25 protein-coding genes are annotated in these 21,876 nt (G+C 67.0%); 6 read left to right on the plus strand and 19 right to left on the minus strand.

The features are described 5' to 3' along the window. The first annotated feature begins 157 nt into the window (after positions 1-157). The 3 genes from OG306_RS15700 to OG306_RS15710 all read left to right on the plus strand — a co-directional run bounded on the left by OG306_RS15700 (position 158) and on the right by OG306_RS15710 (position 2,407). Positions 158-880 (plus strand): GOLPH3/VPS74 family protein, encoded by a 723-nt coding sequence (locus tag OG306_RS15700; RefSeq protein ID WP_266746788.1) that lies wholly within the window; start codon positions 158-160, stop codon positions 878-880. 225 nt (positions 881-1,105) lie between these two features. After that, a complete protein-coding gene (locus OG306_RS15705; RefSeq protein ID WP_266746789.1) occupies positions 1,106-1,975 on the plus strand; it encodes a helix-turn-helix domain-containing protein in 870 nt (289 codons plus the stop codon). 225 nt (positions 1,976-2,200) lie between these two features. Continuing rightward, positions 2,201-2,407, plus strand: a complete 207-nt coding sequence (locus OG306_RS15710) for a DUF397 domain-containing protein (protein WP_266746790.1) — start codon at positions 2,201-2,203, stop codon at positions 2,405-2,407. 136 nt (positions 2,408-2,543) lie between these two features. Here OG306_RS15710 and OG306_RS15715 read toward each other — a convergent pair whose 3' ends face one another. Continuing rightward, positions 2,544-3,392: a hypothetical protein gene (locus tag OG306_RS15715; RefSeq protein WP_327259114.1), complete on the minus strand. Its 849-nt coding sequence runs from the start codon at positions 3,390-3,392 to the stop codon at positions 2,544-2,546. A 228-nt stretch (positions 3,393-3,620) separates the two neighbouring features. On the opposite strand from OG306_RS15715, the gene OG306_RS15720 reads away from it, so the two are divergent. Together OG306_RS15720 and OG306_RS15725 are read left to right on the plus strand one after the other, a co-directional pair. After that, positions 3,621-3,971, plus strand: coding sequence for a hypothetical protein (locus tag OG306_RS15720; protein WP_266746792.1), 351 nt, complete (start codon positions 3,621-3,623; stop codon positions 3,969-3,971). A 71-nt stretch (positions 3,972-4,042) separates the two neighbouring features. Then, on the plus strand, positions 4,043-4,825 hold the full coding sequence (locus OG306_RS15725) for an SDR family oxidoreductase (RefSeq protein WP_327349612.1): 783 nt from the start codon (positions 4,043-4,045) through the stop codon (positions 4,823-4,825). Positions 4,826-4,832: 7 nt separating this feature from the next. Here the strand turns inward: OG306_RS15725 and OG306_RS15730 are convergent, their stop codons facing one another. The 3 genes from OG306_RS15730 to eccD form a co-directional block, all read right to left on the minus strand. Then, positions 4,833-4,964 (minus strand): hypothetical protein, encoded by a 132-nt coding sequence (locus OG306_RS15730; protein ID WP_266746794.1) that lies wholly within the window; start codon positions 4,962-4,964, stop codon positions 4,833-4,835. 186 nt (positions 4,965-5,150) lie between these two features. Continuing rightward, positions 5,151-6,266: an ADP-ribosylglycohydrolase family protein gene (locus OG306_RS15735; RefSeq protein ID WP_266746795.1), complete on the minus strand. Its 1,116-nt coding sequence runs from the start codon at positions 6,264-6,266 to the stop codon at positions 5,151-5,153. A gap of 404 nt (positions 6,267-6,670) precedes the next feature. After that, on the minus strand, positions 6,671-8,140 hold the full coding sequence (gene eccD / locus OG306_RS15740) for a type VII secretion integral membrane protein EccD (protein WP_266746796.1): 1,470 nt from the start codon (positions 8,138-8,140) through the stop codon (positions 6,671-6,673). A 169-nt stretch (positions 8,141-8,309) separates the two neighbouring features. Between eccD and eccCa the strand changes: the two genes are divergently transcribed. Then, a complete protein-coding gene (gene eccCa, locus OG306_RS15745) occupies positions 8,310-12,275 on the plus strand; it encodes a type VII secretion protein EccCa (RefSeq protein ID WP_327349610.1) in 3,966 nt (1,321 codons plus the stop codon). Between the two features lie 103 nt (positions 12,276-12,378). Here eccCa and OG306_RS15750 read toward each other — a convergent pair whose 3' ends face one another. The 15 genes from OG306_RS15750 to OG306_RS15820 form a co-directional block, all read right to left on the minus strand. Beyond that, positions 12,379-12,546 carry a hypothetical protein gene (locus OG306_RS15750; RefSeq protein ID WP_371665400.1) on the minus strand — a complete coding sequence of 56 codons (168 nt, stop codon included), beginning with the start codon at positions 12,544-12,546 and terminating at the stop codon, positions 12,379-12,381. Positions 12,547-12,787: 241 nt separating this feature from the next. Continuing rightward, entirely contained in the window at positions 12,788-13,147 is a 360-nt protein-coding gene (locus OG306_RS15755) for a hypothetical protein (RefSeq protein WP_327350192.1), read from the minus strand. A gap of 261 nt (positions 13,148-13,408) precedes the next feature. Continuing rightward, positions 13,409-13,669, minus strand: a complete 261-nt coding sequence (locus OG306_RS15760; RefSeq protein WP_327349609.1) for a hypothetical protein — start codon at positions 13,667-13,669, stop codon at positions 13,409-13,411. A gap of 174 nt (positions 13,670-13,843) precedes the next feature. After that, on the minus strand, positions 13,844-14,140 hold the full coding sequence (locus OG306_RS15765; RefSeq protein ID WP_327349608.1) for a hypothetical protein: 297 nt from the start codon (positions 14,138-14,140) through the stop codon (positions 13,844-13,846). A 319-nt stretch (positions 14,141-14,459) separates the two neighbouring features. Continuing rightward, a complete protein-coding gene (locus OG306_RS15770) occupies positions 14,460-14,753 on the minus strand; it encodes a hypothetical protein (RefSeq protein ID WP_327349607.1) in 294 nt (97 codons plus the stop codon). Between the two features lie 126 nt (positions 14,754-14,879). Continuing rightward, complete coding sequence (locus tag OG306_RS15775) at positions 14,880-15,227, minus strand: hypothetical protein (RefSeq protein ID WP_327350191.1); 348 nt, start codon at positions 15,225-15,227, stop codon at positions 14,880-14,882. Positions 15,228-15,338: 111 nt separating this feature from the next. Next, positions 15,339-15,746, minus strand: coding sequence for a hypothetical protein (locus OG306_RS15780; RefSeq protein WP_327349606.1), 408 nt, complete (start codon positions 15,744-15,746; stop codon positions 15,339-15,341). 39 nt (positions 15,747-15,785) lie between these two features. Further along, entirely contained in the window at positions 15,786-16,520 is a 735-nt protein-coding gene (locus OG306_RS15785; protein WP_266906324.1) for a hypothetical protein, read from the minus strand. A gap of 12 nt (positions 16,521-16,532) precedes the next feature. Beyond that, positions 16,533-16,838, minus strand: coding sequence for a hypothetical protein (locus OG306_RS15790; protein WP_327349605.1), 306 nt, complete (start codon positions 16,836-16,838; stop codon positions 16,533-16,535). A 21-nt stretch (positions 16,839-16,859) separates the two neighbouring features. Beyond that, positions 16,860-17,624, minus strand: coding sequence for a hypothetical protein (locus OG306_RS15795; protein WP_327349604.1), 765 nt, complete (start codon positions 17,622-17,624; stop codon positions 16,860-16,862). Positions 17,625-17,693: 69 nt separating this feature from the next. Beyond that, positions 17,694-18,902 (minus strand): type VII secretion-associated serine protease mycosin, encoded by a 1,209-nt coding sequence (mycP, locus tag OG306_RS15800; RefSeq protein ID WP_327349603.1) that lies wholly within the window; start codon positions 18,900-18,902, stop codon positions 17,694-17,696. Positions 18,903-18,997: 95 nt separating this feature from the next. Further along, on the minus strand, positions 18,998-20,518 hold the full coding sequence (locus OG306_RS15805; RefSeq protein WP_327349602.1) for a WXG100 family type VII secretion target: 1,521 nt from the start codon (positions 20,516-20,518) through the stop codon (positions 18,998-19,000). 31 nt (positions 20,519-20,549) lie between these two features. Beyond that, positions 20,550-21,056 carry a hypothetical protein gene (locus tag OG306_RS15810; RefSeq protein WP_327349601.1) on the minus strand — a complete coding sequence of 169 codons (507 nt, stop codon included), beginning with the start codon at positions 21,054-21,056 and terminating at the stop codon, positions 20,550-20,552. A gap of 111 nt (positions 21,057-21,167) precedes the next feature. Next, entirely contained in the window at positions 21,168-21,449 is a 282-nt protein-coding gene (locus OG306_RS15815; RefSeq protein WP_266746809.1) for a WXG100 family type VII secretion target, read from the minus strand. Between the two features lie 37 nt (positions 21,450-21,486). Then, the gene (locus OG306_RS15820; protein WP_266746810.1) at positions 21,487-21,837 is read right to left on the minus strand and encodes a WXG100 family type VII secretion target; all 351 of its coding nucleotides are present in this window, start codon (positions 21,835-21,837) and stop codon (positions 21,487-21,489) included. Between the last annotated feature and the right edge of the window lie 39 nt (positions 21,838-21,876).

Here is a 21,876-nt window from a genome sequence, read left to right on the forward strand (position 1 = left end):
CTGTCCGAACCATCTACCAGTGTCCCGTGTGAACCACTGACCCGGCTGCTAGACGAGAACGACATACCTACTGGTTCCCGTATAAAGCACCCAGGCGCCCTCGACAGACCAATGTGAGAGGGGTCACCCTGTCATTCATCCACGCGGGGAGGCATGGATGGGCAGGAGCCGCAGAACAATTCCGGAGGAGCTTCTGCTGCTCGCTCTGGACCCGGCCACGGGTACCACAGCGCAGCCGCAGTCGCTCGACCTCGGCCTCGCCGGAGCTCAGCTAGTGGAGCTGGCTCTGGCAGGACGGATAGCCCCTGACGGGGATCGTATCGCCGTGGTGATGCCACGGCCGACAGGAGATCCAACTCTGGACTCCGCACTGGAACTGCTGCGCCGACGCGGCAGCCCGGTTCGGGCGGTCCACTGGATCGGCGGACCCCGGCTGGGGCTGCGCCAGATCTACCTCGCTCATCTGGAGCGGTGCGGCATGGTGCATGCCGTGGCGGGCCAGATGTGCGGAGTGCTGCCGACGACTCGCTACCAGGCGACGGAGACGGCAATCAGCCGGGACATCAGAACCAGGCTGGACAGTGCGATCCGCACCGGCGTACCACCGGACCCGCGGACCGCGGCGCTCGCCGCGCTGGCCCACGCGGTCGGACTCGGCAAGCACCTTTATCCCGGGAACGAGGGGCGTTCATCGCGCTCCAGGCTCCGGGACCTGATCAGACACGACCCGATGGGCGGACTCGTGGCCCATGCCGTGATGGACGTCCAGAACGGGGCGGTCGCACAGCCGCGCCGCAACCAGGCGGCCGGAATGCCGTTGCAATCGCAAGTCCAGTCGCAGTCACGCCGCGGCAGCATGGCGCACACCGCGGCCCACTAGGGCCTGTCGCCGTACGCACCGCAGCACCAACCGCAGCACCAACCGAATACCGCCGCACCGTCGTCCCCAAGACCCGGTTCGGGAGCCGCACCAAGCGCGGGGCAGCCGGAATACTGGCTGCCCCGCGCCCTTGCGTGTGACCATTTCCCAGCGCAGCCGGGGTCGGAGGTGGCAATCTGCTCAGCAGTAGATACGCACAGCTACATAGCCGGAGGTGCCGTTTCCGTGCCGTCCAACGTCAATCCCACCGTCAGACGACGCCGGTTGGGCCAGGAATTGCGCCGACTGCGCGAACTCAAGGGCATGACGGCCGAGGAGGTCGCGGAGCGACTGCTGGTCTCGCAGTCGAAGATCAGCCGTCTCGAAAACGGCCGCCGCTCCATCAGCCAGCGCGATGTACGCGACCTCTGCGGGGTGTACGAGGTCGAGGATCACCGGGTCGTCGACTCGCTCATGCAGATGGCCAAGGACTCGCGCCAGCAGGGCTGGTGGCACGCCTTCGGCGACATCCCGTACAGCGTCTACATCGGCCTGGAGACCGACGCCGAGTCGCTGCGGGTGTACGAACCCCAGGTGGTCCCGGGCCTGTTGCAGACCCGCGGTTACGCCGAGGCACTGATCAACGGCGCACTGCCGGAGGCCCCGCCGAGCGACATCGACAAGCGCGTCAACGTCCGGGCCCGCCGCCAGGACCGCATCACCGCCCTGGAGAATCCACTGCGGCTGTGGGCGGTGATCGACGAGTCCGCGCTGCGCCGGATGGTCGGCGGCAAGCAGGTCATGATCGAGCAGTTGGAGCAACTGGTCGAGCTGTCACACCTGCCTCATGTCACCGTGCAGGTACTGCCCTTCGACATGGGTGCGCACCCCGGCATCAACGGGCAGTACGCCATTCTCGAATTCCCGGACGCCGCCGACTCCAGCGTCGTCTATATCGAGGGCGTCACCAGCGACCTCTATCTGGAGAAGGCCAATGACGTGCAGCGGTACAGCGTCATGTACGAGCACCTGCGGGCACAAGCACTGAATGTCGAGCAGACCCGGCACTTCATCAGCGACATCGCGAAGCAGTACGCCGGGCGCTCGGGCGCGTAGATCCGAACAGCCCGCAAAGTCCGGTATGCAGGAAAAGAAGTGATGTCACGAGGAGGGGCGGCGGTAAGGTACACCGCCGCCCACCCGCAGCGGAAGGTCTTGGTGGTATATACCATCCGGTCGAGTGAACGCGCCCTTCACTCAAGAGACTTGGCGAGTAGCGTCGATCACGCCAACCGGAACGCTGTTGGTGTCCTTCACACGACTCTCTGAACCGGAGTGAACATGGCCATTCGTCAGGGTGCTACGGACAAGTGGACGAAGTCCTCGTATTCCGGGGGCAACGGCGCCTGCGTCGAAGTCAGGTCCCCTCTCACGCGGGCGATCGCGGTGCGCGACTCAAAGGCCCCCGAGGGCCCTTCGATCACGTTCGTCCCCGCCGCGTGGAACGCCTTCGTGCGTGACGTCGGCACGGGTGCCATCGACGCCTGACCACCCCTTCCCCCCATACGCATCGCAGCATCGGTTCCGGGGCTGCCGGTAGCCCTCTCGACTGGTCCGCCGTCCTGGCCGAGGGGGCTAGATGCCACTCGATGCCAGGCCGGCGGCTCAATGCCCGACCGGGCGCTCAGCGCAGCCGGTCGACATACAAATCGGTGCCGGGCACGGTCGGGATGAACGGCGCCACCAACTCCACCCGCCCCAGCCCCGATTCCGCGACCTCGGCGTCGAGCCCGGTGAAGTGCCCGGCCCAGCAGTCCCGCGGGTCCTCCTGAAGGAACCACAACAGGGTCAGCCGGGTGTCGACGCCCTCGACCTGCTTCACATAACTCATCCGGTCGCCCGGCAGCGGCGTGGGACGGAAGACGGTCACCATCGCCGCCGGCGAGCCGCCCAGCCGCTTCGGCAGCCAGCGCGAGCGCAGCCACTCCAGCAACTCGGCGCGCTGCTCCGCCCCTTCGGCGTCGATCACCTGAAGGACCAGCCCGCAGTAGGGGTGGTCGAGCGCATGGAAGTCCCGCGGCCCCGCGGCGCCGTCCCGGTAGACCGTCACCTCGTGGTCCTGGAAAGACGTGAACACATGGGTGCGGTCCTGGTAGACCCGGCCGTCCCGGTTCAGCCGCTTGTTGATCCCGACGGTCCACTTCATGTGATCGTCGTAGCGCCCGTCCGTCACCCAGTACGTGGACAGATAGCAGCCGGCGCCGACGGGCTGCGCGACCGCGGACTTCTCCGGGTAGCGCAGTTCCCGCAGCTCCCGGGTGGCCACCCAGCGGCGCCCGGCGAACATCCAGGGCATCGCCATCGCGCCCGCGTAGTAGTGATCGTCTTCATACCATCTGTGGTAGGCGTGCTCATGTCCAGCGTGAGGCTCGACCATGGTGATCAATGCATGCCCCACCTCAACCCGGTACGGACCAACCGAGGCCAACTTGGCGTAGAGATCCGAGTAGGTCCCCTCGCTGCCGTCACTCATCGCACTCCCTCCTCATTCCGCCCGGAACAGCCACCTGACGGTATGTCACTTCCAAACCAATGGGAATGCCTGTGCGATCGCTCATTCGCCTGCGTGAGCAGCGCGCAATGCGCCGGTGCATTCGCGGGCAATGGCTACGTTCAGGGGTGCCATGAACGTCCTGCCAGGAGGCACCATGAACCCGCTCGAGCGTCGACCCCTTCGCCGACCGAAGAGCCTTCCGAACCGGTGGCCGACGTCCACTCCCGCATCTCAGTGATCAGCACCCGCAAACAGGAGCTCATTACCGCCTGGGCCAAGGGCGCTGCCAGCGTGCGCGCCATGCACCCAGACGACTACTACCAGCTACTTTCCTCGATGAATGCCGAACTGACCACTCTGGAACAGCGGCTGGCGAATGCCACGACGCGACCAGCGGGACTACCGACCCGCAACTACGAGGCAGAGTGGAAGAACGGCAGTTTCGAACATCGACGCGCCATCGTAGGTGAGGCATTCACGGCCGTGTATGTCATGCCTTCCGGAAAGGGTCGAGCACCCTTCAACCCCGCACATATCCGCCCCGAGTGGGTCGAGTGACTTCCCTCCACCGACAGCCAGCCCTACTCTGGCGCCCCGTCAGGAGAACTGCCAGAGCCGGGAGGCCACCGATGTTGCTCGCAGGGAAGACCGTCATCGTGTCCGGTGTGGGCGCCGGACTCGGACATCAGGTCGCGGCGACGGTCGTCCGGGACGGCGGCAACGCCGTGCTCGGGGCGCGTACCGCCGCCAATCTCGCCAAGTCGGCCGCGGAGATCGACCCGGAAGGCCGGCGCACCGCCCATCTGACCACCGACATCACGGACGAGGCGCAGTGCGAGGCACTCGCCGCACTGGCGCTGGAGCGGTTCGGACGGATTGACGCGGTGGTCCATGTCGCCGCCTGGGACAGCTACTTCGGCGGGATCGAGGACGCCGACTTCGCCACCTGGCAGTCGGTCATCGACGTCAATCTCCTCGGCACGCTACGGATGACCCGCGCCTGCCTGCCCGGCCTCAAGGAGCAGGGCGGCTCGGTGGTCGTCATCGGCACGCAGTCCTCGGTGGCCGCACCGTCCCAGGTGCAGCAGGCGGCATACGCGGCCTCGAAGGGGGCGCTCACCTCGGCGATGTACTCCATGGCGCGGGAGTTCGGCTCGCACCGGATCCGGGTGAACACGGTACTGCCGGGCTGGATGTGGGGGCCGCCGGTGCAGGCGTACGTACAGTTCACGGCGCACACCGAGGGGGTACCCGAGGCCGAGGTCCTCGGCAGACTCGGCGAGCGCATGGCACTTCCGGACCTCGCCACGGACGGCGACGTCGCCGACGCCGTCGCATTCCTGGCCTCGGACCGGGCGCGGGCGATCACTGGGCAGTCCCTGCTGGTCAACGCCGGCGAACTGATGCGTTAGGACCGGCTCACGCACGGAACCGGTCATCCTTCTCCCTCTCGCCCCACCCTTCCCTCACCAGGTGCTCCTCGGACGCCAACGCCATCGCGGCGGTCTTCACCCGGGACATCGCCCCGGTCTTCTCCAAGGCGGCGCGCATACGGGGGACGCGGCGGTCACGGAGGGCGTGAAGGACTGACGCTCGCCGCCCTACGAGGTGGGGTGCGGAAAAGAACGTGACAGAGAACCGTTTCACTGTCACGTTCTTTTCCGCACCCCTGCCCTCGCCCGTGCTCCGCATGCCGGCCGCGCGGGCAGCGCGGGTCAGCCGCATGGGCAGCGCGGGTCAGCCGCGCGGGTAGCGGGTCAGCCAGCCCGGTGCGGCGGCCGACGGGCTGTGCAGGGCGGGGCCCTGTGTCATCTCCATCGCGAAGTCGTCGGCGAGTTCCAGCAGGGTGGCCCGGCCCTCCAGTTCGGCGAGCCAGGCCGGCGGCAGCGCGGTCTCGCCGTGCAACGCGCCGAGCAGCGCCCCGCACAGGGCCCCGGTGGCCGCGGAAGGGCCGCCGTGGTTGACGGCCAGCCGCAGGCCGTGCCGGATGTCCTCGCCGACCAGGGCGCAGTACACGGCGACGGCGAGGACGTCCATTGCCGAGTCCGTGGCGCCGAGCGACTCGATCAGGGCCGGTCCCGGGATGCCCTGGCGCACGGTTCCAAGGGCCCGCTTCAGCGCTTCGGAGACCGGTTCGTGCCCGGGCCGCTCGGTGAGCAGCGCCAGCGCGTGCTGGACGGAACCGTCCAGGGTCTCGGCGCGGGCCAGCCCGTGCACTATGACGGCGAGGGCGCCCGCGGAGAGCAGGGCGGTGGGGTGGCCGTGGGTCTGCGCGGCGCATTCGACGGCCAGTTGGAGGACGAGCTGCGGCTCCCAGCCGACGAGCAGCCCGAACGGCGCGGACCGGGTGAGGGCCGCCGAGTCCCGTGCGGTGGGGTTCTTGGGCTGGTCGAGGGTGCCCATGGTGGCGTCTCCGAGCCCGGTGAGGCATTCCCGGGTGGGGGCGCGGCGGGCGTAGAGCCACTCCTGCTGGGCGAGCCAGCCGTTGTCCTTGCGGCGCTCGTCGGGTCCCCAGTCGTGCTGGGTCGCCGCCCAGCGCAGATAGGCCCGGTGCACATCGGTGGGCGGGTGCCAGGCGCCGGTGTCGCGCCGGACCTGGGCGCGGATCAGCCCGTCGACGGTGAACAGGCTGAGCTGGGTGACGGCGGTGACGGTGCCCCGCCCGCCGTGCGCGGGCACGAAGTCGGTGAGGGCGTCGTCGCCGTGGGCCGCCCGGATCTCTTCGAGAGTGAGCCCGTCGACCCCCGCCCCGAGTGCGTCGCCGATGGCCCCGCCCAGCAGAGCGCCGCGCACCCGGCTGCGGAAGTCCTGCTGCTCGGCACGGCCCCAGACAGCTGTGGTCCCTGTGCTCACCGTGCCCCTCCCCGTTGGTCCGATCCTGTGCGACTGCGCGGTAACTGCGCAGCACTGTAATCGAGCGACCACGCGGATCACGGGGCGGAACAGTATGTACGAAGTGCTGGTTCGGTTCAGTTTTGCGCGGCATTCTCCGGGGATTCCCCCTGCATCCAGCGCCCCCTGCCGTCCGCGATCCGCAGCACGTCCCCGAGCGATTCGGCGGCCCGCGTCAGCGCGAACCGGAGCGCCCGCTCCCAGGTCGTTCTGCCCGGTCTGACGGGCCATCGGGACGTCGTCGCCGACCGCGCGTTGGCCCTCACCGCTTCGATGTGTGTATTGGGGGGGCGGCCCGATCGCGAAGGATGAAAGCGGGCACCGGGTTCAGCGCATCGCGCCGAACGTGTTACGAGCCCGGAAATCTAACCGCTGGTCATGCTGCGTGCCGAGGAGTACACGTCGAGGACGGCCAGGCAGAGGGGGACGAGCGCGAGGAGGAGAACCACCTCGGCCAGGTCGGAGAGACGGCCCCAGAAGGGTGACAGTCCCCCCTTCGGAATGATCAGAGCGATGCCGATCAGCAGGGCGGCACCGGCCGTGACGGCCGTGGCGAGCCACAAGGTACGGATGTCGAGCGGCCCTCGGTCCTGTTCCGTCAGGAGCTTGATGACAGCGCCGGCAGGCGGATTGAGCGACAGCCCCAGCACCAGCAGACCCAGGGCGGCGAGGCCCGCGCCCAGAACGGCGGCGACTTGGGCGGTGTAACGGAAGAGCCGTGCTCGCAACAGCATGGCCAGGCCTGCGACCAGCGCGAGGGTCTGGCCCCAGACGTCACTGGAGAAGCCCAGGACAGCGGCGGCCGCGACCACCACGACGCAGCAGCCTCCGACAAGGCCCAGCAGCAGCTCGTGCCCGCGCCGGGCCTGGGCCGCGATGCGTTCGGCGTCGACAGGATCGGGCTCGCCGACGCCCGGCTCGTTGTCGAGGTCGGCGTCCGTCGTGGGGCGGGGGGCGGCGTAGCCGATCGGCAGGTGGGCCACCCGCGCGGAGAGCCCGGGCAGGAAGGCGACGGCGCCGATCGCGACGACCGCGCAGACAGCGGCGGTCTCGCTGGGACGGGCGTCGGTGAGGATCGCGCAGAACGTCGCGAGGGTACCGACCGCCGAGGCGAAGACCAGGGCGACGAAGGGTGCGTCGCCGGTCGGCATCGCGGCGACGAGCACGGCCGAGACGCAGAGCACCGTGGCGCAGCCCAGCATGAACTGGAGACGTCCGATACCGGTGCCCGGGTCGAGTGCGAGGAGGCCGGACCCGGCGATCATCAGGTGCGGCAGGGCCGCGAGGCCGAGCGCGATTGCGGAGGCCCGGTCGCCGTAGCTCCGCGCCCTGACGCCGGCGAGCGTGACGAGCAGCGTGCCGACGGCGGCGGCAACGATGCCCGGCAGTCCATGCATGTCATGCCGGACCGGGTCGGAGAACCAGAGCACGAAGCCCATGAGCACGAGAAGGAGCGCGCCACCGAAACGACCGGAGACGCCCAACAGCTGGTCGCTCCACAGTGCGCGGTCGCGGCGGACGGCGGACGCGACCGCGTCGGCGACATCGTCGAAGACGGCCGGGGGGAGCGATTCGGCGAAGGGCCGAAGCCGCAGGACGTCACCGTCCAGGACCCGCTGGACGGCCAACGGGTGGGTGGCGTCCAGAAGGGTGCCGTCGCGGCGGGCCAGATGGTAGCCGGGGGGCGCCCCCGCTGGTGTGACCTGGCCGGTCAGCCGCAGGACCTCCGGCAGGAGATCGGCGACAGCGACATCGTCCGGGAGGGCGACATCGACACGGCCGTCCGGCGCCACGACCGTTACTCGGCAAAAACCGGTTGTCAGGGTCGAACTCACCTGGTGGATCCCCTCGTTCGCTGTACACCACGCTCCGGGCCAAGGGCGCCACCCTATCGGGGTCCCTCCCATGGCCTGCACGTAGGATTATTGGCGCGCGGAGGTAGGTCGCTGCCACGGGGGTGCCGGCCCGCAACTCTCCGGGCCGCACTGAGGGATTGATTCGCCGGTGACCCAGATCGTCGTCAAGCGCCCGCCCCGAGCCATGCCACCTGAGACATCTGCGGCGGAGGTGCGACTCGAGTCGCCTCCTGAACTGCCGCGTGGGCAGCAGGAGGGCATGGCCATGCAGTTGCTGCCGATGCTCGGCATGGGCTCATCGGTGGTGTTCTTCTTCATGCCCGGCTCACAGCCGTTCATGAAGATCATGGGCGTCATGATGCTGCTGTCGACAGCGGCCATGGCGATAGCGCAGGTGATGCGGCACCGCAAGGGAACCCAGGGCGAGGCCTCGGAGGGGCGCCGGGACTACCTGAAGTATCTCGCGCAGACCCGGCGGAAGGTGCGCCGTACCGCGCGGGTCCAGCGGGACGCGCAGTTCTATCTGCATCCGGATCCGGACCAGTTGTGGTCGCTGGTCGCCGAGGGCGAGCGGCTCTGGGAGCGGCGGATCGGCGACAAGGACTTCGGACAGGTCCGCATCGGTCTGGGACCGCAGCAGTTGTGGACACCGCTGGTGGCTCCGAGCACCGCGCCGCTGGATGAGCTGGAGCCGCTGTCGGCCGGTGCCATGCATCAGTTCCTGGCCACTCATGGTTCGCTCGACCGACTTCCCATGGCGGTATCCCTTCGCGCCTTCTACCACGTCGTGGTTTCGGGCGAGCCGGGTTCGGTACGCGACTCCGCCCGCGCGATGGTGGCCGGACTGGTCGCGCTGCACTCACCTGACGACCTGGTGGTCGCGGTGGTGGCAGCTCCGGATGTGACGGACCAGTGGGACTGGACGAAGTGGCTGCCGCACGCTCAGGTTCCCGGGTCGTCCGACGGGGCCGGCACGAAGCGGCTGTTCGGCGACAACCTGATGGAAGTCGAGGCACTGCTCGAAAACACCCTGGCGGGCCGGTCGCGGTTCAATCGCGAGGGATCCCCGCTCCTCGACCAGCCGCACGTGGTCGTCGTGCTGGACGGCAGTTTCGTGCCGGCCGAGTCGCTGCTCGCCTCTCCGGAGGGGCTGCAGGGTGTGACCGTCGTGGAGATCGTTCCGGAAGAGCTGGACGAGCCCCGCGGCGGACTGCACATCGCCGTGCGGCCGGGCCGGCTACGGCTGGAATCGGCCGCGGCCACCTATCACGGCACACCCGACTTCCTGCCGGTCGAAACCGCGGAGGCCCTGGGCCGTCAGCTCGCCCCGTTGCGGATGGGCAGCGGTACGGAGGACGACGAACCTCTGCTCGCCAACCTGGACTTCACGGATCTGCTGGGAATCGGCGATCCGGCCGCGATCGACACCAATACTGTCTGGCGGCCCCGCTCGACGGCCGACCGGCTGCGCGTACCGATCGGCATCGGCGAGGACGGCTCGCCCGTCATGCTCGACCTCAAGGAGGCCGCGCAGGAGGGTATGGGCCCGCACGGGCTGTGTGTGGGAGCGACCGGTTCCGGCAAGTCCGAGCTGCTACGCACCCTGGTGCTGGGCCTGGCGGTCACCCACTCCTCCGAGACGCTGAACTTCGTCCTGGCCGACTTCAAGGGTGGCGCGACGTTCGCCGGAATGTCCGAGCTTCCGCATGTCGCCGCGGTCATCACCAACCTGTCGGACGACCTCACCCTGGTCGACCGTATGCGGGACTCCATCACGGGTGAGCTGCAGCGCCGCCAGGAGCTCCTTCGATCGTCGGGCAACTACGCGAACCTCACCGACTACGAGAAGGCGCGCGCCGCCGGGGCCCCGCTGGAGCCCCTGGCCTCACTGGTCCTGGTGATCGACGAGTTCAGCGAACTCCTCACCGCCAAGCCCGATTTCATCGACATGTTCATCCAGATCGGCCGCATCGGACGGTCCCTGGGCGTGCACCTGCTGCTGGCCTCGCAACGTCTGGAGGAGGGCCGCCTGCGCGGCCTGGACACCTACCTGTCCTACCGGGTGGGCCTGCGCACCTTCTCCGCCGCCGAATCCCGTACTGCCCTCGGTGTGCCCGACGCCTATCACCTGCCCTCGGTCCCCGGCTCCGGTTTCCTGAAGTTCGGTACCGAGGGGATGACCCGCTTCAAGGCCGCCTACGTGTCGGGTACCTACCGGCCGGGAGTCGCCCCGGTCACCGGCGGCGGGGAACTCCCCATCGACCGACGCCCCGTGCTGTTCACCGCTACTCCGGTGGCGGTCCACTACCCCGAGCCCGATCCGGACGTCTCCTTCGCGCCCGGACAGCGAACTGACGATGCGCTGGCGGACACCGTTCTCGATGTCATCGCACGCCGCTTGGAGGGTCAGGGGCCCCTCGCCCATCAGGTGTGGCTGCCACCGCTCACCGAAGCACCTTCCCTCGATCAGATGCTGCCCCCGCTGGCGGTGACGCCCGAGCGCGGACTCCACTCCTCGCAGTACGCGCAGAACGGCGCTCTGATCATTCCCTTCGGTCTGGTGGACAAGCCCTTCGAGCAGCGGCGCGACTCCCTGGTGCGGGACTTCTCCGGCGCCGCCGGCCACATGCTGATCGTCGGCGGTCCCCGCTCCGGCAAATCCACCCTCCTGCGTGCCCTCATCGGCTCCTTCGCCCTCACGCACACACCGCACGAAGTGCAGTTCTACGGAATGGACTTCGGCGGCGGCGGCATGATCGCCGTCGAAGGTCTGCCCCACGTCGGTGGGGTGGCCTCCCGGCTCGACCCGGAGAAGATCCGCCGCACGGTCGCCGAGGTCTCCGGGATCCTCAACCGGCGCGAGGAGTTCTTCCGGGACAACAACATCGACTCGATCACCACCTACCGCCGGCTTCGCGCCGCCGGCCGGCTGCCGGGCGAGCCGTGGGGCGACGTCTTCCTGGTCATCGACGGCTGGCAGTCCTTCAAGACGGACTACGAGTTCCTGGAGCCCGTCGTCGCCGACATCGCTGCCCGGGGCCTGGGGCTGGGCGTGCACCTGATCGCCACCGTCGCCCGGTACATGGAGATGCGGGCAGCGCTCAAGGACCAGTTGCTCAACCGGCTGGAGCTGCGCCTCGGCGACCCGACCGACTCCGAACTGGACCGCAAGATCGCGGTGAACGTCCCCGTCGGCACACCGGGCCGCGGCCTGACGGCGGAGAAGCTCCACTTCATGGGCGCGCTGCCGCGCATCGACGACTCCGCGGGCGCCGGCGACGACCTGTCCGAGGCCACCGCCGCCTTCGTCCGGGCCTCGTCCGACAACTGGCCCGGCCCGCACGCCCCGCAGGTCCGCATGCTGCCCAGGAAGCTGTCCGCGCGTGAGCTGCCGAGCGGCCCCGAACAAGCGCGCGGTGGTGTCGCGATCGGCATCGACGAGATGAACCTCGCACCGGTCCTCGTCGACTTCGACACCGATCCGCTGTTCGCGGTCTTCGGTGAGTCGGAGTCCGGGAAGACCGCCCTGTTGCGGCTACTCATCAAGCAGATCACCGAGCGGTACACCCCGGAGGAGGCGTTGATCTGCGTCGGTGACTACCGGCGCAGCCTGCTGGAGTGCGTGCCCGAGCCGTACCTGGTCGGCTACGCGACGACGCACAACGCGTTCGAGACGTACCTCAACGACATGAACACCCTCATCAGCAGCCGCATCCCCGGACCGGATGTGACCCCGCAGCAGCTGCGCACGCGCAGCTGGTGGCGGGGGCCCCGGGCGTTCATCATCGTCGACGACTACGACCTGGTCGCCACGTCCTCCAACAACCCCATGGCGATGCTGGTCGACAATCTGCCGTACGCCCGCGACGCCGGGGTGAACTTCATCATCGCCCGCAGCAGCGCGGGGGCCGGCCGCTCCTCGTACGAGCCCTTCATCCAGCGCTTCAAGGAGCTCGGCGCCCAGGGCGTCGTCCTGTCCGGTCACCCCAGTGAGGGCGAACTTCTCGGCGATGTGAAGGCCCGCCCGCTGCCGCCGGGCCGCGGCCTGTTCGTCTCCCGCCGTAGCGCGCCTTCCCTGATCCAGACGGGCTGGCTGCCGACGGACCTGGACTGAGCGGGTCACCGCGGGAACGAGGAGGGGGTCAGCCCGGCCACGGGCTGACCCCCTCTTACGCTCTCAGTGGTACGTCACGAAGGAGGCGTGCGTCCTGAGCGGGTCAGGCGCCCTCGAAGGTCTCGCCGTCCAGCCCCGAGCCATCCGGCTCGTGCTGGAGCGCGCTCGTGCCGTCCGCAGGGATGTCAATGCAGTCCGACCGTTCCCGACGGCGGGGGGGGGACTTGTCCAGCTGGCCGCGCGGCTCGGCGTCGGCGGGGTACATGTCCACGCGGCGCACGCGAGTCCGTGCACGGCGCTCCGGTATTCAATCTTCGGTGAGACGGGACGCCGATGCCCGAACTGCGCATACTTCGACTACACCGAGGCGCCCGCCCCTTTCGCGCCGCCCTTGCCCAGGTTCCAGGGCTCGACGGTGTACCTTCCCGGGGCAAACCGCTCGACTGCGTTAACGATCAAGTCATGGTGAGCCGGCCTCCGTCGGCGCCAGAGGGAGTTTCCGAGCGAATACATCACAACCACTCTCGGCCCGCCCGTAGCGTTCCGCCGCCCCGGGGAAGCCGGCGCTTGACCTCCCGCACCGCATTGGCAGACCCCTTCTCGTCGCGGATGCGACGCAGACCCTGCTCGTCAACGGCCTGCCGCAGGGCGTCGATCGAGCCGACGTTCTGGGCGTACCAGCCGCGTTGCTCCGCCTGGCGCACTTTCTGTTTCCGGTGTGCCACCTGGCCCTCGGCCACCAACGGGCAGGCCAGGGACAAGACTGCGGAGAGCATCAGGACCGCCTCGGGGAGATCCGATCTCATCAAGAAGAACGAACACCCCAAGGCCACCAGGCCGATGGCCCAGAGAGCGACCCGCAATCCGTACATGAAGTCCACCCTGCCTGTTGATCCGAGAATTCCGCGCGCCCGGTCATGCACTGGGCGAAAGTCGGGCGTCGGACGGTGCCCAGGAGAAGGCAACGGCACCCGGCGCCGCGATCGCGCCGCTCAGGGTCACGACGTACTCAGCCGGGATGACGCCCGGCGTGACGTAGAACGCGCCCCGACAGCGCCACGCAGCGCTGGGCCCATGACGGCCTTATCCGTGCTTGTTCCGACCTTGACGACCGCGGTGAGCGAGTGGAGCGGTCACAGCGACTGGATCATCTTCAGGGCTTCACTCAAGGGACACCGAGGAAATTCGCGCCTGAACCGGCGAGCAGCCACTAGCAACCCTTTTTCGTCACGGATCCGCCGGAGCTCTGCCTCGTCCGTCACTATCAACCGCAGTTCGTCGACGGACGCAAATCTCTGTTCGTACCAATCTCTCTGGCGCCGCCTTTGCGCGTATCCCTCGAACCAGCTCGGGAGGAAAACGGCCAGGCCGTAGAGGAGTGCGAGCAACACCACGTTACGAGGCGTATGGAAGAACGTCACGTAAAAACAGGCCAGGGAGGCACACCAAAGCGGTAGTCGAATCCAGTACATGCGAAACCATCACCCGTCATTCAGAAGGTCCTGCCTTCCCGGCGTCATCAAGCACTGCCGAGCTAGCAGAATCAATTCGGCAGCGCCGCACCTGCATCAAACAGTCGCAGACGGCCACTTGCCTCCCCGGAAGGCACTGTTGTCGTTTGCTTCACCCTTGGCAACGGCTATTTGACCAGCCTGCGCTGTGAGCACCCCCACCAGCGCTACCACAAGTCCGGTGATGATGCCAGCATCCGACAGCGCTCCGGCTACGGCAGCCAGAAAGCCCACCGGCGCCCCTACGCCGGTGGCCGCGGCAGCGGCTGCCGCGATCATAATAACGATGGCCTTGATCAGAACGGCCGGCAACGCCAAATAGAATGCCGCTCCGGCCACCGCGCAAAGCGTCATGCCGTGGCAAGCTTATCGGAAGTCGTCTCGATCTGAGTGGCTGCGATGGGCTGACCCTTCACGGCCCCGACGTACGCTGTGGCGCCCTCACCCTGCGAACCCCGCGTGTGCGCTAACCGCGCTTCTTCCGCCGTATCTCATGCACCTCTGCGGCAATTGGGCAAAAAACCACCAGAACACTGAGGACGGCAATCAGGCTTTTAGGGGGAAGATCGCTCACGTTACCGGTGAACAGCGGTAGGCAGAACCATCCGAATGATGCCACTGCAACACCCCAGAGGGCCACGCGAGTTCTATTCATATCATCTTCCTCTTCAATTCAGGAAAAGCGCAGCGTCCATCGCCACGGACATCGCGACACCAGGGCGATCAGCGGCAGCAGGGTCACTACTCCTCCCAACACCGGTAGTCCCACATAACCGGCGACACCCGCCTCGCCCATGAACCCCATGTCTTCACCCATGATCAGCACGCCGACCACAAGGAAAATGAGTCCTTCGAAGAGCACCAGGCAGAACATCGCCGCGAGGAGCAAACCGAGGTAGAACCCGCCGCGGCGCACCCGCTCAGCGGGGAGCCAAAGCCCTTCGGTGGTGTTGGAGGGTGTGGTCATGATGTTTCCTTCGTTGAGTCTCGGGCGGCGAGTGCACGTCTCACAACTCTCCGCGGCCAAGCCGATCGGCATCTAGAGCACCGCACAGCGCCGAACCTTGACGGCCTTGGTGAGCGGGTACAGCGCTCACAGCGATTGGATCAACTTCAGGGCTTCAGGCAAGGGGCACCGAGGAAACTGACGCCTGAATCGGCGGGCAGCCACCAGCAACCCTTTTTCGTCACGGATCCGCCGGAGCTCCGCCTCGTCCGTCACGATCAACCGTAGTTCGTCGACGGACGCAAATCTCTGTTCGTACCAATCTCTCTGGCGCCGCCTTTGCGCGTATCCCTCGAACCAGCTCGGGAGGAGAATGCCCAGGCCGTAGAGGAGCATGAGCAACAGCACGTTACGAGGCTGATGGAAGAACACCACATAAAACAGGCCAGGGAGGCGCACCAAAGCGTTACTCGAATCCAGAGCATACGAGACCATCACCTGTCATTTCGTGGATGCCGCCTTCCCTGGCACCAACACGAACTCAGGGAGGGCACGCCGCCTCGCAGCACACCCTCCCTGATCCGGACCCGTCTGTGGCACGCGGGCTCACAATGCCTTGACCAGGGTTACTGCCACGTCCAACGGAAGCCGGGGAAGCTGGCGCTTGACCTCCCGTACCGCGTTGGCAGGCCCCTTCTCGTCGCGGATGCGACGCAGACCCTGCTCGTCCACGGCCTGACGCAGCGCGTCGATCGAGCCGAAATTCTGGGCGTACCAATCCCTCTGCTCCGCTCGGCGCGCACCCGGTGTCTGCCATGCCGAACGACCCTCAGCCGCTGTCGGGCAGGCCACAGCCAGGACGATGCAGAGAATCCAGACCGCCTTGGGGAGACCCGATTTCAACGAGAAGAACAGACCCACCAATGCCACCAGGCCGACGCCCCAGAGAACTACCCGCAATACACGCATTAAGCCACCTGCCTGTCGATCCGAGAACTCCACGCGTCCGGTCACGCTTTGGACGAAAGTCCGGCGCCGGAATGACGCCGGCCCTTACGGTGCTGCGACGGGCCAGTGGCCGTGAGGATAGGTCGACTCGTCACGCGCTTCGCCCTCGATCGCGGACATTTGCTGGGCCTGAGCACCCAGCAGCGCCAGTAGAGCGGTGGTGGCGGTGATGATGGCGGCAGTGCTCGCCGTAGTCTCTGCGACGACGAGGGCCGCCCCCGCCCAGGAGAAGACAAGGGAACCCAGCGCCACGATCGCGGCGATCATGCTCGCGATGAGCTGATACAGGACGACGCCCAGCGCGACGTAGAACGCGAGCCCGGCAGTGGCGCACAGCGCCAGCCCCGTGGCCACCTTGTCCGCGCTGGTGCCGACCTTGGCGGCCGCGATGGGCTGGGCCTTCACCGCCGTCGTGTAGGCAGTGGCAGCGTCACCTGTCCAGTGCTTGAGGGATTGAAGTTGGTCGGACGTGGTGCTGCCGGCGACGCCGCTGGCTTTCCCGCGGACATCCGACTGCCAGTCCCAAACATGGATGGCCATGTAGACGGGCGCCGCGATTCCTTGCAGAAGCTCCTTGATCTTGTTGAGGATCCAAGAGCCTGCCTCAATGAGCTTGTTCGCGGTCCAGATGATCGCATCCGCGACGAAGTCGGGCACGTACCAGTGATTCGCTGTGGATTCCGCCTTCGGGCCGACCTGATTCAGCTTGGTCGAGAGAGTCTCAATTCCCGAGGTGAGCTTTTTGGAAATCTCTTCGTATTGCGCCGCGTTGAAAGCCATTCGATTCCCCGTCTAGTAGGCGTGATCTACGTGCTTCTTCGTGTCGACTTCGTGATCGTCGTACGCCTTCGCATTCTTGTACAACGCCGTAGCGACTGCCGCCATCTGCACCTCACCCTCAGTGCTGCGTGCAGAAATCTGATCGATGACAGATTCGTAGGCCGAAACGAGGAGCTGGAACACTCCAGCCTGAAGGTGATTCATTCGCGTTCCTTCCACCGCGTTATGAACCGCCTTCATCGCGCCGCTCTGCTCATCCCACATCACCGCATCGGAACGCAGTCCGTCGGTGATTACTTTGAGGTCGGGGTCACCCAATGTCCTCAATCCCTTCAGGAGTTATTCAGCAAGACGCCGTGGGTCGCTCAGAATGGCCAGCGCTTCGTTCAACAGCCCACCGAGTTGCAGATTAGCCGCACCGTCCTCGGCGGCAGCCTCAAGAGTGCTGAGTTTGTCGCGGGCATCGGCCAGGGCCTCGTCAAACGCCTGGTTGAGCCCGATGGACGTCTGCCTCGCTGCCCACTGAGGATCCACCTCGCAGGAGAGCAGGGCACCCTTTGTCACGGTGAGAACGACCCGATGAGCGGTTGATCTGCCGGTGGCCCGTACCGGCTCGGGAACCGCCGCCGCGAGCTGCTCCACCGTGCTGAATGCCGAGAGTGCGTCCTCGGTCACCTCATCGAGGCTCCGCGGGACGACGTAGCGCAAATCCGGTTCAGGGAGTCCGGTTGTTGCCGAGGATGTCTCCGCCGCAACGGAAGGGCCGGATGCGGCAAAGGAATCATCCACCTGGTCGGCCTTGGCTCGCCAGTCCGCATCGGCAAAGGCCCGTGACAAGCCTTCCATCTGCGCGCTCATCGCCGCTCCGTAAGCCTCGCTGACGACGGCCCCGATAGCCTCGGGCGGCTGCCGACGCTGCCAGTCCGAGGCAGCCTTGATGAACTCCGGAAGCCCATCCGATGCCAATCGGATGGCCACAGCACCCTGTGCATCTGTGCCTTCGACACCCTGGGGCATCTGGTTCTGCATGTCCGTCATCATGTTCTGCAGCTTCAGAGCGTGCTGCTGGAACTGCTGCAGGCCGCTTATGAATTCTTCGTCCACAATGCCTACTCCTGGCCTATGCCCGTACAGGTGACTTCGAATGGATCGGTGGTGAGTGATGACACGAATTCAGCGCCGGAGAGCGGAAGCTCTCCGGCGCAGCAGGAACACCGCGCCGTCGATGACCACCACGGCGACTCCGATGGTGATCCAGACCATCGCGCCGACGCCCTTGCCGTCATCCGACTTCTCAGAGGCAGCGGAGGACGCCGGCTGCTTCGAGGGCTTCGAAGGGCCGGATCCGCCGGCGTCCGACGCCGAGGGCGACGGGGACTTCTTCGGGGACCGGGCGGCCACCAGGGGGTTCACGTCGGCGGGGCCCGGGTCTCCGGGGTCACCGAGGACGGCCACGCGGGGGCGGACCGTGCCGTAGCCGATGTAGCGGCTGGGGATCGCGCCCTCGGTCGGTTTGCCCGCGGTGTTCATCAGGACGCGGAGGACCTGATTGCCGGTCCAGGACGGGTGCATGGACCAAATGAGGGCGGCTGAGGCGGAGGCGATGGCCGTCGCCTGACTCGTGCCCCAGCTGCTGCAATATCCGGGTGTGCCGCCGCCACAGAGGATCGGGATGTCCTCACCCGGGGCGGCGAGCGCCACCTGGGGTCCTGACACCGAGAACTTCGCGACCGAGGACGTCTTGTCGACGGCCCCGATGCCCGCCACCCCTGCAGTAGCCGCCGGGTACCCGACGTAGTTTCCCGAGTCGCCGGTGTTGCCGCTCCCCGCCAGAAGCAGCTTCCCGCGCTGCACGGCGTAATCCACTGCCTGTTGGATCTGGGCCCGCTCGTCCTGATCGAGCATGAAGTACTCCCAGGCCAACGACATGTTGATGATCTTGGCTTCACTGTCGGCGGCGTACCGGATGGCCGCAAGCAGAGCCGAGAGGTGATTGGTGCCCGCCTCTTTGGAGGATCCGAAAACGGTCAGCGGGAGAATGCGCGCGTCCGGCGCAAGACCCTTCACACCCGAACCGTTCACCCCGTTGCCCGCGATGAGCATCGCCATGGCGGTGCCATGCCCGTCCTTGTCCTTGTGCGCACCCCGCTTGGGCTCGACGAAGTTCTTCCCGGGGAGCACTTTCCCCGTCAGTTCAGGAACGGAAGGGATTACGCCGGTATCGATTAGAGCGACAGTGATCCCTTTGCCGGTGCTGACTTTCCACATCTCAGCGGCCTGCATCCGGTCCAGGTACCACTCGCGGTCGCGCATGGTGTCCGCGGACGCGGCTGGGGCGATGGCGCCGCCGATGAGGAGCAGGAAACCCAGGACTGCCACCACCGCCGACGCACGCCTGCGTTGACGCCTGACCGTTGACCTCATGCCACCCACTCGTTCTCTGTCCGCCGTCTGGCGTCGCTGCTCCGGAACCGGCTCTAGTCGATCACGGGGGGAACAACGCCGTCGTCCCCCGTGGCCCAGGTCTCTTCGTCCTCGGCGAGGTATCCCGGATGCGCGCCATCACGTCGCTGCGAACGTCGCCCTGTGCCCTGGGACGCGCTGCCCATCGCACCACCCATCGAGCCCATCGCACCGCCCGTTCGCGGCGATTCGCGGACGAGCCCGGTGCCGCCCGGGGTGAATTCCCGTCCCACCCCCGGCTGCGTTCCGCGTGGTGTCCGCACGGTGCCACCGGGCTCGGTGACCAGGCGCTGCGAGCCGCCACCGAGGCCGACACCGGACCGCCCCCCAGTCGCTCCGGGACCGCCACCAGCATGGCCTGGCATCATTCCGTGGCCGGTCGACTGCCTTTCGCCGCCGATCACCGTTCCACGCGACGTGCCCCGGACCGGGCCGACCTCGGTCCGGCCCTGAGCCGGCGTACCGCCGTGGATGCCGGTGTCGGTCCGGGTGGTCATGGGAGGCCGGACGCTTTCCACGCCACCCCTGCCAGGGGCGATCATCGGAGGCCGGACGCTTTCCACGCCACCCCTGCCACCCGGCCCGGTGGGGGAAGTACGCCCGGCGCCGCCTCCGGGACCGAATGGACCCGAACGCGAGGGCATCACCACAGGCGGAAGAGGTGCCTGGTGTCCGCCGCCACCCGGGCCCTGAGGGGGGAATCCACCAGTGGGCGGGGGCGCGTTGGGTGCCGGGGCCTGCGGCATCGTCACCGTGTCGATGTTCGTCCCCGTGGTGTCCGGGGCCCCGGGCACCACGGCGACGTGCTGCGGCGTGTGGACGAGGGTGCCGTCCGGGGAGGACGGGGTGACGTCACCGGGGCGCACGGTGCTGTAGTGGTGATCGACCGTCGACGTGTTACCGGTCTGCGGACCTGTCCCTGAGCCCGTACTGCCGGAGTAGCTTCCCGGAGCCCCGTACCTCGTCTTCCCGCCGTCGACCGGCATGTCCGGAACTACTTCACTCGGCAGCGGCTTGAAGTTCGGCTCATCCTGCGAGGAGATCGACTGCTGGGCCATCAGGTAGTACGAGGCAAGCTTGTTCATCTGCGGAATGGCTTCGTTCCGCGCCGTCTCGACGGCCTTGATCCGGGCCTTTTCCTTCTCTTCGTCCGCGAAGCACATCTGCACGGCATCAGGGTGTCCCTGAATCACCTTGGCGACCTCGCTGAGCGCCTGGCCCGCCGTCTGCAAGGCGCTGCCCGCGTTGCCCGCGTAGTCGGCCAGCTTCAGGGTCTCCAGGGCGAAGTCGTTGCCCCACTCACGGAAGGCGTCACCGCCCTTGCCCTTCCAGGTAGTACGGCCGACGTGCTCCTTGAGCTCGGTGCCGATCTTCTCGATCTCGGTCTGCGCGTCGACGAGAGCGGTGCCGCGGGCAATGATCCCCGTGGGGTTGACGCCACTGACCATGTTGAGCATGTCCTGGTACGACGCGTGCTCGAAGTCGCTCGTGTTGTAGCAGGCATTGAGTGGTGGCAGCTTCTTTGAGTCACCCATGCTTGTCCCTGTCCCCCGTTCACTTCACGTGTTACAAGCCGTCTGTTCCGCTGGACGAACCCCCGCCGGTCTTGGCCCTGTCCTCTGCAGGCACTCCGGGATCCGTATCGGAGCCCGGCTTCCTGTAGTTGACCTCGGTGCGCTGCTGGATGGCGTGCAGACGATCGGCGTGTTCCTGGTCGACGTTCTGGTAGCCGCGGTCGGCTATGTCGACGGTGATGCCCATCGCTTCCAGTTGATCACCGAGCGTCTTGGAGAGCAGCGCCAAGCGCGCGTGCACCATGTCGTAGGCGCTGGACAGCCCCAGGGCCTCCGGGAACCCGGTGCCGTACGCGGCCGGGGTGACCTTCTGTTCAGTGATGCGGCTGTGCGCGGCCGGTGACCCGTCGAGCGTCGTGAGCAGTCTGTCCACGCGAATCTTGAACTTCTGCAGAGACTCGGTGGGCGTCTCCAGATCCGGCGCGCTCGGTCCCTTGCCCGGAAGGAACGGGCCGTACAGCGGCGTTTTCGGTCCATCGTCCGGAAGTTGATAACCCATGGAAGCACCTCCCCTAAAGTGCCGCGGAACCGCCCGCGCGGGTGTGGGACGCGGTCAGCGCATCCCACACCCACAGCATGCCGGTTCCGTCGTGATTCATCTGAGCCTGGGTCAGCCGTGGAAGCGCCTGGCCTGGGCCAGGTCATTCGCGCGGTAGCCCTCGGTGGCTTCCATGAGCTTCCTCGAAATGGTCGTCAAGGTCTCGTGCATGTGGTTCACCCTGATGTCCCAGCCACTGTGCCGGTCGTGGAACGCCTGCTGCGTCTCACCGTCCCACGTGGCAACGACGGCCTTGACCTTGGCGTTCAGCTCGTCGAGCTGGGTCTTGATGGTGTCGGCGGTCGACTTGACCTGGTTCGAGGCTTCGACGACCCCGGAGTACGTGATCTCCATTGAACGGTCTCCTGATGCGAGGCGGGATGAGGACGGGTTACGAAGAGACCTGGAACCGGTCCAGAACGCCGTTGCTGCCCAGGTTGCCGCCGTCGACGCCCTTGAAGCTGTTGAGCCGCTCCACTTCCTCCGCGTCGAAGCCGTCACGGCTCATCTCAACGGCTTCCTTGGTGAAGGCGAGGAGCTCCTTCAGGTTGCGCACGTCGAGGTTGACCTGCGTCTGGAGGCCGTTGTACGCGTTGGCCGCAACGCCCTTCCAGTGGCCTTCGACGGCGTCGATGACCCCGTTGAGGTGGGTGATCCTGCCTTCGAGCGTGTCATGCATATTGCCGAGTTCGCCGATGAGCTTGTCGATCTGATCGGCTGAAAGCTTGAGCTTGTCTCCCATAACGCACCTTCCCCCATGAATCGGATGTCGCGGGTTCCC

Source organism: Streptomyces sp. NBC_01241, from assembly GCF_041435435.1.
In the GTDB taxonomy this organism is placed as follows: domain Bacteria; phylum Actinomycetota; class Actinomycetes; order Streptomycetales; family Streptomycetaceae; genus Streptomyces.